This window comes from Polynucleobacter sp. AP-Sanab-80-C2, assembly GCF_035012965.1.
Lineage (GTDB): Bacteria > Pseudomonadota > Gammaproteobacteria > Burkholderiales > Burkholderiaceae > Polynucleobacter.
Genome location: NZ_JAYGQS010000004.1, coordinates 182,519 through 195,311, shown reverse-complemented (window position 1 = coordinate 195,311; position 12,793 = coordinate 182,519). Strand labels below are relative to the sequence as shown.

Genomic DNA, 12,793 nt, shown 5'->3' with positions numbered 1-12,793 from the left:
TTAGTGAAACACTGACCAAACTGGCGTCAAGTGCTCAGGCAAATGGGGCAAGGTCCCTAAATCAATATGACTTTCGTCGGGGTCATGAAAATCTGATCCACGTGAGGCCAGAAAACCATATTGCTGGGCTATCTTGCCATAGGTCAGATATTGATCTGGGCTATGACTGCCGGTAATCACCTCGATACCGAGACCACCAATATCTTTAAAGTGTTTATATAACTCGTCCATTTGCATGGCATTGAAGTTATAGCGACCAGGATGCGCAATCACTGCCACACCACCGGCAGCCTTAATCCATGCTACTGCATCATCTAGCTTAGCCCACATATGGGGCACATAGCCAGGTTTATCTTCAACCAAATAATTTTTAAAGACGTGCTCTGTATCTTTACAAACCCCCTGCTCAACTAAAAAGCGAGCAAAGTGGGTTCGGGAGATGAGTTCATGATTGCCAGCGTAATGTAATGCACCTTCGTATGCGCCCGGTATACCCACTTTGAGCAATTGCTCGCCCATTAACTTCGCGCGATTGCCACGACCATCACGAGTACGACGCAAACCTTCAATGATGCCCACATGGTCCGCATCAATCCCAAGGCCAACGATATGGATGGTTTGCCCCATCCAGGTCACTGAAATTTCGACGCCAGCTAAATAATCCAGACTGAGAGCACTAGCCGCTGCTTTGGCACGCTGCTGACCACCCAACTCATCATGATCGGTCAGCGCCCATAAGTTCACTCCGTTGGCTTTGGCACGTTCTGCCAATATTTCAGGCGTCAAAGTGCCATCAGAAATTACTGAGTGGCAGTGCAAATCGGCATTTAAGGTAGAAAAGCTGCTCATGACCCTATTTTAGGTCAAGCTGGTGTCAATGAGCCGACGGGGCGCATCCAGGTAGTCACGAGACTGCATCTCGATCAAACGGGACACGGTTCTGGAGAATTCAGCGGTAATTTGACCCTCAGTGTATAAATCCGGCGCTGGGACTTCAGCAGACATAATGAGCTTGATTTTATGGTCATATAAGACATCAATCAGCCAAATAAAGCGTCGTGCCTCATTGGTCATTCTGGGCGGCATATAAGGCACCCCAGACAAAATCACGGTATGAAACTGCTTGGCGATTTCAAGATAGTCATTTTGAGAGCGTGGACCACAACAGAGGACTTGAAAATCAAACCACACTACGCCGTTAGCCATATGGAGCGGTCGTAGCTCACGAGACTCGATATATAAGACAGGGTTACGCGCCTCTTTTTGATTACCTATCAGGGTTTGAAACATTTGACCCAGGGTAACCTGAGTTTGCGCATTAACAGGTGTTAAGTACGCTTCAACTTGAGCCATTTGCACGCGGCGGTAATCATTACCCGCATCGACATTCAGAACATCCAACTTCTCTTCTAACAGTTTGATTGCGGGCAGCAAGCGATCACGGTGAAGGCCGTTTGGATACAGTTGATCTGGCCGATAATTCGATGTCATGATAAATTGCACGCGATCCACAAAGAGCGCATTGAGTAAGCGGTACAAAATCATGGCATCAGCAATATCATTGATATGAAACTCATCAAAGCAAATTAAGCGATAGCGATTGGAAATACGCCTTGCTAGCTCATCAAGCGGATCTGCCAATCCTGAGAGCTCATGCAATTCTCGATGCACCTCTCGCATGAACTCATGAAAGTGAATACGAATCTTTTTCTCTATTGGAGAAGCTGCATAAAAGCAGTCCATGAGAAAAGATTTACCACGTCCAACGCCACCCCAGAGATAAAGCCCTTGCGGCAAGGCAGGCTTAAACAGCGCTTTTTTGAGATTGTTACTGCGGATCTCTTTATAGGCAATCCATTCATCTTCGCACTGCTGTAAACGCTCTACAGCGCGGAGCTGCGCGGGATCGCTATGATACCCGCGGGCTTTTAACTCTTGATGGTAATACTCAATGGTTTTCAATTACATATTGAGTGCACGTTGATCTGTCGCTAATGCTGCTTCGCGCATCACCTCTGACAAACTTGGGTGCGGATGACAGATGCGAGCAATATCTTCTGCTGCCGCTTTGAATTCCATAGCAACCGCAGCTTCAGCAATTAAGTCGGAAGCGTTTGGTCCAATGATGTGTACTCCAAGAATCTCATCGGTTTTGGCATCAGCCAATATTTTCACGAAACCATCAGCACGACCCATACCCAATGCACGACCGTTCGCTGCAAATGGAAATTGACCCGCTTTATAAGCAATGCCAGCCTCTTTGAGAGCCTGCTCTGTTTTACCAACCCAAGCAATTTCAGGATCTGTGTAAATTACCCACGGAATACAGTTGTAATCAATGTGTGGTTTTTGGCCAGCAATGATTTCAGCAGCCAGGACACCTTCGTCTTCTGCTTTATGGGCCAACATGGGTCCACGAACAACATCACCCACAGCGTAAACGCCAGGCGCTGCTGTAGCGCAGGTGTGGTCATCAATTGGAATAAAACCGCGCTCGTCTACTTTGAGGCTAATCTTGTCCAAACCTAATTTATCGGTATTCGGTATGCGACCAACAGAAACAATCAAGCGATCGCATTCCAATTTTGCAGCTTTACCAGCGCTATCAGTGTAGTTAACGACAACACCCTTTTTATCGCCCTTCACATCACCGATCTTCACACCCATATTGATGTTCAGACCCTGCTTCACAAACAGTTTTTGCGCTTCTTTAGCAATACCGGTATCGCAAGCAGCTAAGAATGAAGGCAATGCTTCTAGCACAGTGACTTCGGAGCCCAACCGGCGCCATACAGAGCCCAGTTCCAAACCAATCACACCGGCACCAATCACACCTAATTTCTTAGGCACGGAATCAAACTTCAATGCACCTTCATTGTCGCAGATCAATACATTGTCTACAGGCAAACCAGGCAGATGACGTGCTTTAGATCCAGTAGCAATGATCACGTTCTTGGCAGAAACCGTTTCTTTATCCTTGCCGTCAATTTTCACTTGATAACCGTCGGCACCCTTACCTTCAAAAGAAGCATGGCCCTTGAGCAAGGTGATCTTGTTCTTGCGGAATAAATACTGAATACCGCCAGTCATCTTAGTAACGATCTCATCTTTACGAGAAATCATCTTTTTAGAATCAATACTGACAGAGCCTACTTTGATGCCATGATCAGCAGCATGGTGACTGATCTTCTCAAACTCTTCAGAAGAAGCCAGCAAGGCTTTGGAAGGAATACAGCCGACATTCAAACAAGTTCCGCCTAAACGGGGCTCACCCTTAGGATCATCAAAGGCATTTGACTCAGCACAGGCTACTTTAAAACCCAGTTGCGCTGCACGAATTGCGGCGATATAGCCACCCGGGCCACCACCGATTACAAGAACATCAAAAGCTTGGCTCATGATCTTCCCTTCTTATAAATCAAGGAGAAGGCGTGAGGGATCTTCTAAAGCATCCTTCATGGCAACCAAACCAAGCACCGCCTCGCGACCATCAATGATGCGATGGTCATAAGACAGAGCTAAATAGTTGATGGGGCGAACTACCACTTGACCATTCTCAACAACAGCACGATCTTTAGTCGCATGAATACCCAAAATGGCAGATTGTGGAGGGTTGATGATTGGGGTAGAGAGCATAGAACCAAACACACCGCCGTTAGAGATGGAGAAGGTGCCACCAGTCAACTCTTCAATCGACAACTTACCTTCGCGAGCCTTGGTACCGAACTCTGCAATTTTCTTCTCAATGTCGGCCAAATTCATTTGGTCAACGTCGCGCAAAATAGGCACTACCAAGCCACGGGGCGAACTCACTGCGATACCAATATCAAAGTAGCCGTGGTAAACAATATCGTTGCCATCAACAGAAGCATTTAGCAATGGGAATTTCTTCAAAGCATGCGTAGCTGCCTTTACAAAGAAAGACATAAAGCCTAACTTCACGCCATGAACTTTCTCAAACTGGTCTTTATATTTATTGCGCATGGCAATCACGGGGGCCATATTGACTTCGTTGAAGGTGGTCAAGATGGCATTGTTGGCCTGTGACTCCAGTAAACGCTCAGCAATACGAGCACGCAAGCGACTCATCGGTACGCGCTCTTCTGGACGATCGCCAGTTGGAATGGATACATTCGGCAAGGCAGCAGACTTTGTTCCGCCTGCAGTGGCATTCAAAGCATCGTCCTTGGTAATACGACCATCACGACCAGAGCCAGCTACTTGCGCAGCGCTGACATTTTTTTCAGCGAGGATCTTTGCCGCCGAAGGAGCAGCTGCTGCGCCAGCAGCTTTAGCAGGTGCAGCAGCTTTCGCAGGAGCGGCGGCAGGTGTAGCTGGAGTTGCAGCAGCAGGAGCAGAGGCTACAGCAGTGCTATCAATCTTTGCAATCAATTGTTCAGCAACAACAGTGCCGCCATCGGCAACAATGATTTCTGTCAAAACACCTGCAGATGGTGATGGCACTTCAAGTACGACTTTATCGGTTTCAATTTCAATCAAGATTTCGTCTTGACCCACTGCGTCGCCGACTTTCTTTTTCCACTGCAATAAGGTTGCTTCAGCAACTGACTCGGAGAGTTGGGGAACTTTAACTTCAAAAATAGCCATGATTAATCCTGTTTATATGTATATGAGTAATGAAGACGATTATTTCGTGATCACATAACCTTTTAATTTGGCAAATGCCGTATTGAGAAGAGACTTCTGTTGTTCTTGATGCAGATGAGCATATCCACAAGCCGGCGAAGCAGATGCAGGACGGCCCGCATACGCTAACTTCATACCATCAGACATATTCTCTAAGATGTTGTGTTGCACGAAGAACCAGGCGCCCTGGTTTTGTGGTTCATCTTGACACCAGACTACCTCTTCCAATTTTGGATATTTCTTCAACTCAGCAGTTAATGCTTTGTGCGGGAATGGATACAACTGCTCCAAACGAATGATCGCTGCATCAGCAATCTTTCTTTCAGCCCGCTGCTTCACTAAGTCGTAGTAGACCTTACCAGAGCACATAATTAAACGAGTTACTTGTTTAGCGTCAATCGTGTCATCACGCTCACCCAAAACCGTTTGAAATCCACCCTTAGTAAATTCAGATAAAGGTGACGCAGCCTCTTTATTGCGCAGCAATGATTTAGGCGTCATCAAGATCAGCGGTTTGCGGAACTGACGAATCATTTGGCGACGCAATACATGGAAAATCTGTGATGCTGTGGTTGGCTGAATGACCTGCATATTGGTATCTGCACATAACTGCATAAAACGTTCAAGACGCGCAGAAGAATGCTCTGGACCTTGGCCCTCATAACCATGCGGCAACATCATAACCAAGCCATTAGCACGACCCCACTTCACTTCGCCAGAGGCAATGAACTGATCGATCACCACTTGAGCGCCATTAGCAAAGTCACCAAACTGTGCTTCCCAAATCGTCAGCGTATTCGGTTCAGCGGAAGCATACCCATATTCAAATCCAAGCACAGCCTCTTCAGACAGGATGGAGTCAATCACGAGAAATGGTGCTTGATCTTTTGCAATATGGCGCAAGGGAATATAAACACCGGTATCCCACTTCTCACGATTTTGATTATGTAAAACTGCATGGCGATGCGTAAAGGTGCCACGACCACTATCCTCACCAGATAAACGCACTGGATAACCGCTGGCCACTAGGGATGCGAAGGCCATATGCTCACCCATACCCCAGTCGACATTCGTTTCACCGCGACCCATTGCAGCGCGATCATTCAATACCTTTTCAACCAAGGGATGTACTTTAAAACCTTCGCGGGCAGTTGAAACACGTTCTGCCAAGCGCTTCCACTCCGTTAGCGGTATCGCTGTGTCAGCCTCATCGGTCCATTTCTTATTCAAAAATGGCGACCAATCCACTGAGAACTTGCCTTTGTAATTACTCAGAACTGGGTCAGAGGTCTGTTTACCAGCATCCATCGCAGCTCGGTAGTCCTTGACCATCTGATCTCCCGTGCCAACGGGTAGCGTTCCTTCCGCCTCTAGCTTATCGCCGTATAGCTTGCGTGTACCAGGATGCGCAGCAATAATTTTATACATCAAGGGCTGAGTCATCGAGGGTGTATCTTGCTCGTTATGACCCAGTTTTCTGAAGCAAACAATGTCGATTGCCACATCTTTATGAAATTGTGTGCGGAACTCGATAGCCAGCTGAGTTGCTAAAACGACTGCCTCAGGATCATCGCCATTCACATGCAATACCGGCGCATCAATAATTTTCATGATGTCCGTACAGTACAAACTAGAGCGCAAATCTCGCGGATCTGAAGTCGTGAAACCAATTTGGTTATTAATAACAATGTGAACTGTGCCGCCAGTCGAGTATCCACGCACTTCAGCCATCGCTAAAGTTTCTTGCATCACTCCCTGACCAGCAATGGCAGCATCTCCATGCACTAAGACAGGAAGTACTTGCTGGCCTAATACGTCCCCGCGACGATCCATGCGAGCACGAGCTGAACCCTCCACTACAGGATTCACAATCTCTAAGTGAGAGGGATTAAAAGACAAAGAAACGTGCACTGGACCGGTTGGTGTCGAGATGTCACTTGAAAAACCTTGGTGATACTTCACATCACCAGCTGGTAAGGTTTCAGGACCTTTATGCTCAAACTCAGCAAACAAGTCTTTAGGCATTTTTCCTAAAGTATTTATCAAAACATTCAGACGACCGCGATGAGCCATGCCAATCACAATCTCTTGAACACCTTTGGCACCAGCCTCATGAATCAATTCATCCATACAGGCAATAAAACTTTCACCCCCCTCAAGAGAGAAGCGTTTTTGACCAACATACTTCGCCTGAAGATAACGTTCCAAGCCCTCAGCAGCAGTAATGCGATCTAAAATCTGACGCTTTTTATCAACGTTAAATGAGGGCTTTGAGCGAATCGATTCCAGCTTCTCTTGCCACCACTTTTTAATCTTTTGATCAGTGATGAACATATATTCAGCACCAATCGTGCCGCAATAGGTCTCACGCAATGCTTGCAGTAAATCACGCAAGCTCATTTCAGCTCTTCCGAAGAATGTATTGCTGGTATTGAAGACGATATCCATATCGCCATCAGTAAAGCCATAGAAAGCTGGATCAAGCTCAGGAATATCCTGGCGCTCTGTCCGCTTTAAGGGATCAGTGTTGGCCCAGCGGTTACCGACGTTACGATACGCCGCAATTAACTGTTGGACTGCAACCCGCTTACGACCCATTTCCGAGTCAGCTGAATCAGAAATTGTTCTAATAGGACCTTGTTTAGCCCGTTCAGCAAATGACGCAACAATCGGTCCGTGCGCAATGTCGGTTCGAGATGAACCATCCACAGCCGGGACTTGTTTCACGTTATCAAAATAATCTCGCCAATGATCAGCAACAGAAGCTGGATCGTGCAAGTAGGATTCGTAGAGTTCTTCTACATAGGGGGCGTTTCCGCCGAAGAGATAGGAATTATCCCTTTGGTCCTGCATCATGATGCTCACCTTTCATCGGGTTTCCCGATTAAAAACTGTGGTTATAACCTTCCGTTACGCGGCTCTACCGTTTCACGAATTGCTCTGTGCAAATACAGACACTACAGCAGTAATTTAACACGATTGACCATTGCTAGATAAAGGACTTTCCCTGATGAGGAGGATTTCGGGATTCCCCCCCATAAATCAGAAATGAATAAGAACTTTCCTACTCAGCTTTCAATAACTACGGACAGATAGAATTCGAATTGATTTTTATTCTCTAAATCTTCAAGTGAATTAATGAAATTAAGGGGAATATGAAAGCAATTACGCCAGAAATGGAATATCTCAGTACTAGGCAAAGCGCCAAAGTCCTACAGGTCTCTTTAGGAACTGTTCAAAAAATGGTGGAATTAGGCGAATTAATCGCCTGGAAGACCCGTGGCGGCCATCGCCGCATTCTCGCTAGCTCACTTGAGCAGCAACTTCAGAGAAGAAAACGGGCTATGCGGCAGAAAACTACCCAAAACTGCATCGCTATGGGTATTTTTAGGAGAACTGAGAATAGTGAGGAATTATTGCAATCCATTCAAGATTGGCACCTCAAAGTCCATATGGAGGTGGCGGTAGATAGTTTAGAAGGCTTAATGAAGGCGGTTTCAATAGCACCGGATTTAATCTTCCTGGACGCGCTAATCCCGCCAGTTGAGCAAGTTCATTTAATCCATTATCTTAGTAAAAACAAGGACACACAGCGCATTCCTATACTAGTAGATGAAGGTTTTATTAAGCTTCACCCTGGCGTAGTTGCCTTAGCGGACGAAAACCACGGAAACAGGTCACCACTCTCAGAATCCATTAAAGAAGAGCTTGAAAATGGCTTGATAGACCTAAACCCCCTGATTATTGGCTACCCAGCCACAAATCCTGACCTAGAAGCCTCATTAGCCCAGAGCAGTCGCCATGAGCTGTTGGAACCGCTCTTTCTGGAGGCTTTAGCTAGGAAATGTGCCTAGTAATACAAAAATACAAAAGGCCGCTAAAGCGGCCTTTTTTTAATCATTTCAGTAGCTTACTGACTTACCAAGCCACTTAAATGAGGTAATTACTGCGATCTCTACCCTCAATCCACTTAGGAGCCTTACCGCGTCCTGTCCAAGTTTCACCGGTAGATGGGTTGCGATACTTAGGGGCCACCTTGCCGCCAGCACTTTTACCACCTGATTTACGACTAAATAGGTCTGAGGCAGTTAGGTGATATTGCTCAATAATGAGCTTCGCTTTTGCAATTCCGTCGGCTTTTTCACGGTTAATTGCTTCTTTAATTTGCTTATCTAATTGCTCGCGTTGAGCTAAAAGTTCTTTATAAGAAGACATCTATTGATTACTCCAATAATAGGTTATTAGAAATATCTTATTGATAATGTATTTCGTGTCCTTATTATATAGATAAACTTCTTAATGGAGAAATATAAATGGATTATGAATATAGACCCATATTTATCAAGGGTTTATAGTAATAATAGTTATTAATTAAACATAATCATTATAAATACTATTATTAATTATGGTGTATATTACCTTCTCAACATGAAAGTCCCGCTAGCCTTTGCGGTGATCTCTCCAGCCTCATTCAGAGCAACAGCCTCACAGTAGTTAATAGACTTGCCGGCTTTCAAAAGGCTGCCTTCAACGATGATTTTTCCTAAGCTAGGCCTTAAGAAACTAGTAGTCATGTCAATGGTAATTGCACCTAGCTCATGATTTGAAGCGGTTCGCGCGGCAGCCCCCATCGCAAAATCTAAAAGAGTCATGATGAGACCGCCTTGAGCAACATGAAAGCTATTGGTATGTTCTGGCTTCACGGTATAGCTAATTCGGACTTTGCCTGCTTCTGCATATTCAGGCACTACACCCAAATGATCCAAAAAGGGTATGTCCAAGCCAAAGTAAATTGTTCTATTGTGATTTTGCGAGCTGGGGTTTGATGGATTCATATTGGAATACATTAAAAGACTAAAAAAAATAAATGGTCGGGGCGAGAGGATTTGAACCTCCGACCACATGCACCCCATGCATGTACGCTACCAGGCTGCGCTACGCCCCGACGAGAGACAAAATTGTATCAGTATCTATTTAGACAGAATTTGCAGAACGGCTTGCAATTCATCACGCAAACGGAGTTCTCCGCGCGCTTCTTCAAGGCGATTTCGAGCGCCGCTGATAGTAAAGCCCTCTTCGTACAACAAGGCACGAATTTTACGAATTAAGACCACTTCATGGTGCTGATAGTAGCGGCGATTACCACGACGCTTCTGCGGGCTCAGCTGAGAGAATTCTTGTTCCCAGTAACGTAGAACGTGTGAACGCACGCCGCAGAGGTCAGCTACCTCACCAATAGTGAAGTAGCGCTTGGCTGGAATGGGGGGGAGTTGGGAGCTCGGGAGTGCCGAGCTAGCATCAAACTCGGTTTTCTCGAGCATGCGACTCCACTACATCTTTAAGCTTTTGACTTGCGTGAAAGGTGACTACACGTCTAGCAGCAATTGGAATCATTTGACCTGTCTTTGGATTTCGGCCAGGACGAGCCGATTTATTGCGCAACTGAAAATTACCGAAGCCAGAAATCTTTACTTCAGTACCAGCCTCAAGTGATTTACCAATACGATCAAAGAACGCGTCGATCATATCTTTTGCTTCACGTTTGTTTAAGCCCACTTGATCGAAGAGCGCTTCTGAAAGTTCGTTTTTGGTAACGGTATCGCTGGCAAGTAATTCGTTCATTGATAGTCTCTTATGTAGCTTTGTATTTCTCTTGATAACTGTAATAGTAAACCTAGCGCAGACGAGCAGTGCATTTTTTTTCTACTGCACCCAATAATGCAGCCATAACAGCATCAATTTGAGGGTCTTGTAATGTTTCCTGAGGGTTAAGTAAAGTCACTCGAAATGCCAAACTCTTTTCATCATCCGCCATACTGCTTGAGCCTGCTTTTGGCTTAAATTCATCAAAGAGTTCAATAGAGCGCACAAAATTCTGTTTTGTGGAAGTCATTGCATCCAATAAGGACTGAGCAGAAACACTTTGCTTCACTACTAGCGCTAAATCTCGTTGCACTGCGGGAAATTTACTCAACTCCTCTGGTACAGGCAAACCAAGTTCACGTATAGACTCTAAATCTAGTTCAAATAGCACAGGTGCTTGAGGAAGTTCATACGCCTGCTGTAAACCTGGATGTAACTCACCAATCCAGCCAACTTCAATCGTGTTTTTGCCGATATTAATCAATACTTTTGCACTGCGCCCCGGATGTAAGGCAGGATGTTGGGCTGATTCAGTTACAAAATGCAATGGGTCTAAAACACGCTCTAGGTCGCCCTTGACATCGAAAAAATCAACCGCTCTCGTCATGCTCGCCCACTGCTCTGGAACGGATGACCCATAAGCTAAACCACCAATTTTCTGGGGCTGATGAAAGCCTGCTACTTTGCCAGAGGCTTCTTGAACCTTGGAATCTCGCTTAAATACACGACCCGTCTCGAACAGGCGCACTCGCCCTGCTCCCCGATTTAAATTAGATTTGAGGTTAGACAGTAAACCACCCCAAAGATTGCTTCGCATCACGCCATACTGATTAGCAATGGGATTGAGAACCTGAATCACATCTTCCTCTTGCGCGCCAGCTAGGCGCTGCTCGCTTTCGAAATCAGTAAAGCCAAAATTGACTGCTTCTTGATAACCTTGCAAAGCTAAGCGCTGACGTAATAAATGAATGCCACGCTTTGCTTCAGCTTTAGCGCTCATCTTGAGTGAAGCTATCGGTGGCTGATCAGGGATATTTTCAAAGCCGTACATCCGAGCAACTTCTTCAATCAAATCTTCTTCAATTTCAATATCAAAGCGATAGCTAGGAGGCGTAACTTCAAATACATCCCCTTCTTGCTTAAATTCAAAACCAAGCCGATGGAATACATCTGCAACTACTTCTTTAGTGAGGGGGATGCCAATCACTTTTTCTGCTCGTGCCAAACGCATTTTGACTGGCTTACGTTCTGGTACGTTCAGGACTTGATCATCTACAGGGCCAACTTGGCCACCACAGACTTCCAGAATTAAGGATGAGAGATATTCAAGGCAATAGACGGTATTTTGCGGGTCTACGCCACGTTCAAAACGATGAGCAGCATCAGTGCTGAAATTGAAGCGACGGGCACGCCCTTGAATGGCTGAAGGCAACCAATATGCTGCCTCTACATAAATGTTTTTGGTGTCATCGCTTACAGCGCAATGATTACCACCCATGATTCCAGCTAAGGCTACTGGACCTTTTTGATCAGCGACCACCCCTGCTTCTTGTAGCTTACCTGCAGAGTCGGGGCCAACGAGGGTTACTGTTTGACCGTTGAGGAGTTCAAGTGTTTCGCCAGCTTTAGCCCAGCGCACAGTAATGTCACCTTCTAACTTATCGATATCAAATACGTGTGTAGGTTGACCCATCTCTAACATCACGTAGTTAGAGAGATCAACCAATGCAGAAATACTTCTTTGGCCGGCACGTGATAAACGCTGCACAATCCAATCAGGTGTTTTAGCCTGAGGATTGACGCCACGAATCACGCGACCAGCAAAACGTCCGCAGAGCTCTTTGCTCTCTACAGTAACCTTACGCTTGTCACCAATTGATACTACTGGCGCATTCCATTTAGGCGCACAAAGGGGGGCACCAGTAATCGCAGAGACCTCTCTTGCCATACCCATTAAGGAGAGGCAATCCGCTTTATTTGGGGTTAACTTAATGACGAAGACTTGATCGTCTAAGTCAAGATACTTGCGAATATCTTCACCAATGGGTGCATCTGCTGGCAACTCCAAAATACCTTCGTGATCATCGCCAAGACCAAGCTCACGACCTGAGCACAGCATGCCTTGACTCTCTACGCCACGCAGCTTGCCGACTTTAATCATAAAAGGCTTACCACCTGCTTCTGCTGGAGGTAATTCAGCGCCAACTAAAGCGCATGGAATTTTGATGCCAGCACGAGCGTTTGGTGCGCCACAAACAATTTGTAACTCTTGACCCGTACCAGCATCTACCTTACAAACACGTAAACGATCAGCATCGGGATGTTGCTCGGCAGACAAAATCTGCGCAACCACAATCTTCGTAAATGCAGGCACTACTGAATGTTGCTCTTCAACCTCTAAACCTGCCATGGTCATAGCATGACCCAAAGCATCGCTATCAAGCGCTGGATTTACATACTGTCGGAGCCAAGATTCAGAAAATTGCATATGTCTTTATAGGGA

Annotated in this window: 11 protein-coding genes and 1 tRNA gene; 1 reads left to right on the top strand and 11 read right to left on the bottom strand. The window is 45.8% G+C overall.

Translation table 11 applies throughout. The features are described from left to right. From VC178_RS08075 to VC178_RS08055, 5 genes are read right to left on the bottom strand one after another with little or no spacing between them, the layout of a single operon-like run. Nucleotides 1-849, bottom strand: a complete 849-nt coding sequence (locus VC178_RS08075; RefSeq protein ID WP_215317998.1) for a 3',5'-nucleoside bisphosphate phosphatase — start codon at nt 847-849, stop codon at nt 1-3. A 9-nt stretch (nt 850-858) separates the two neighbouring features. Further along, the gene (gene zapE, locus VC178_RS08070) at nt 859-1,962 is read right to left on the bottom strand and encodes a cell division protein ZapE (RefSeq protein WP_323482150.1); all 1,104 of its coding nucleotides are present in this window, start codon (nt 1,960-1,962) and stop codon (nt 859-861) included. Then, nucleotides 1,963-3,399 carry a dihydrolipoyl dehydrogenase gene (gene lpdA / locus VC178_RS08065; protein ID WP_323482149.1) on the bottom strand — a complete coding sequence of 479 codons (1,437 nt, stop codon included), beginning with the start codon at nt 3,397-3,399 and terminating at the stop codon, nt 1,963-1,965. A 12-nt stretch (nt 3,400-3,411) separates the two neighbouring features. Then, complete coding sequence (gene odhB, locus VC178_RS08060) at nt 3,412-4,608, bottom strand: 2-oxoglutarate dehydrogenase complex dihydrolipoyllysine-residue succinyltransferase (RefSeq protein WP_323482148.1); 1,197 nt, start codon at nt 4,606-4,608, stop codon at nt 3,412-3,414. A 39-nt stretch (nt 4,609-4,647) separates the two neighbouring features. Then, entirely contained in the window at nt 4,648-7,503 is a 2,856-nt protein-coding gene (locus VC178_RS08055) for a 2-oxoglutarate dehydrogenase E1 component (protein WP_215294724.1), read from the bottom strand. Between the two features lie 299 nt (nt 7,504-7,802). Here VC178_RS08055 and VC178_RS08050 point away from each other — a divergent pair, with 299 nt between their 5' ends. Beyond that, entirely contained in the window at nt 7,803-8,501 is a 699-nt protein-coding gene (locus VC178_RS08050; protein ID WP_215318003.1) for an excisionase family DNA-binding protein, read from the top strand. Nucleotides 8,502-8,577: 76 nt separating this feature from the next. Here the strand turns inward: VC178_RS08050 and VC178_RS08045 are convergent, their stop codons facing one another. From VC178_RS08045 to pheT, 6 genes are all read right to left on the bottom strand, one after another. Then, the gene (locus VC178_RS08045) at nt 8,578-8,862 is read right to left on the bottom strand and encodes an H-NS family nucleoid-associated regulatory protein (RefSeq protein ID WP_215294726.1); all 285 of its coding nucleotides are present in this window, start codon (nt 8,860-8,862) and stop codon (nt 8,578-8,580) included. Nucleotides 8,863-9,062: 200 nt separating this feature from the next. Next, entirely contained in the window at nt 9,063-9,482 is a 420-nt protein-coding gene (locus tag VC178_RS08040; protein WP_251371998.1) for a PaaI family thioesterase, read from the bottom strand. Nucleotides 9,483-9,515: 33 nt separating this feature from the next. Then, nucleotides 9,516-9,592 (bottom strand) — tRNA-Pro (locus tag VC178_RS08035). 25 nt (nt 9,593-9,617) lie between these two features. Further along, the gene (locus VC178_RS08030; RefSeq protein ID WP_215294728.1) at nt 9,618-9,968 is read right to left on the bottom strand and encodes a MerR family transcriptional regulator; all 351 of its coding nucleotides are present in this window, start codon (nt 9,966-9,968) and stop codon (nt 9,618-9,620) included. Then, nucleotides 9,946-10,269 carry an integration host factor subunit alpha gene (locus VC178_RS08025; protein WP_215294729.1) on the bottom strand — a complete coding sequence of 108 codons (324 nt, stop codon included), beginning with the start codon at nt 10,267-10,269 and terminating at the stop codon, nt 9,946-9,948. Before VC178_RS08025 ends, VC178_RS08030 begins: the two co-directional genes overlap by 23 nt. A 52-nt stretch (nt 10,270-10,321) precedes the next feature. Continuing rightward, nucleotides 10,322-12,778 (bottom strand): phenylalanine--tRNA ligase subunit beta, encoded by a 2,457-nt coding sequence (gene pheT, locus VC178_RS08020; RefSeq protein ID WP_323482147.1) that lies wholly within the window; start codon nt 12,776-12,778, stop codon nt 10,322-10,324. Nucleotides 12,779-12,793: the final 15 nt, after the last annotated feature.

Bases quoted from the DNA above. Each gene is read 5' to 3' on its own strand.
- VC178_RS08045 (WP_215294726.1), bottom strand. From the start codon at position 8,862: ATGTCTTCTTATAAAGAACTTTTAGCTCAACGCGAGCAATTAGATAAG.
- VC178_RS08075 (WP_215317998.1), bottom strand. From the start codon at position 849: ATGAGCAGCTTTTCTACCTTAAATGCCGATTTGCACTGCCACTCAGTA.
- VC178_RS08040 (WP_251371998.1), bottom strand. From the start codon at position 9,482: ATGAATCCATCAAACCCCAGCTCGCAAAATCACAATAGAACAATTTAC.
- VC178_RS08025 (WP_215294729.1), bottom strand. From the start codon at position 10,269: ATGAACGAATTACTTGCCAGCGATACCGTTACCAAAAACGAACTTTCA.
- VC178_RS08030 (WP_215294728.1), bottom strand. From the start codon at position 9,968: ATGCTCGAGAAAACCGAGTTTGATGCTAGCTCGGCACTCCCGAGCTCC.
- pheT (WP_323482147.1), bottom strand. From the start codon at position 12,778: ATGCAATTTTCTGAATCTTGGCTCCGACAGTATGTAAATCCAGCGCTT.
- lpdA (WP_323482149.1), bottom strand. From the start codon at position 3,399: ATGAGCCAAGCTTTTGATGTTCTTGTAATCGGTGGTGGCCCGGGTGGC.
- VC178_RS08055 (WP_215294724.1), bottom strand. From the start codon at position 7,503: ATGATGCAGGACCAAAGGGATAATTCCTATCTCTTCGGCGGAAACGCC.
- odhB (WP_323482148.1), bottom strand. From the start codon at position 4,608: ATGGCTATTTTTGAAGTTAAAGTTCCCCAACTCTCCGAGTCAGTTGCT.
- VC178_RS08050 (WP_215318003.1), top strand. From the start codon at position 7,803: ATGAAAGCAATTACGCCAGAAATGGAATATCTCAGTACTAGGCAAAGC.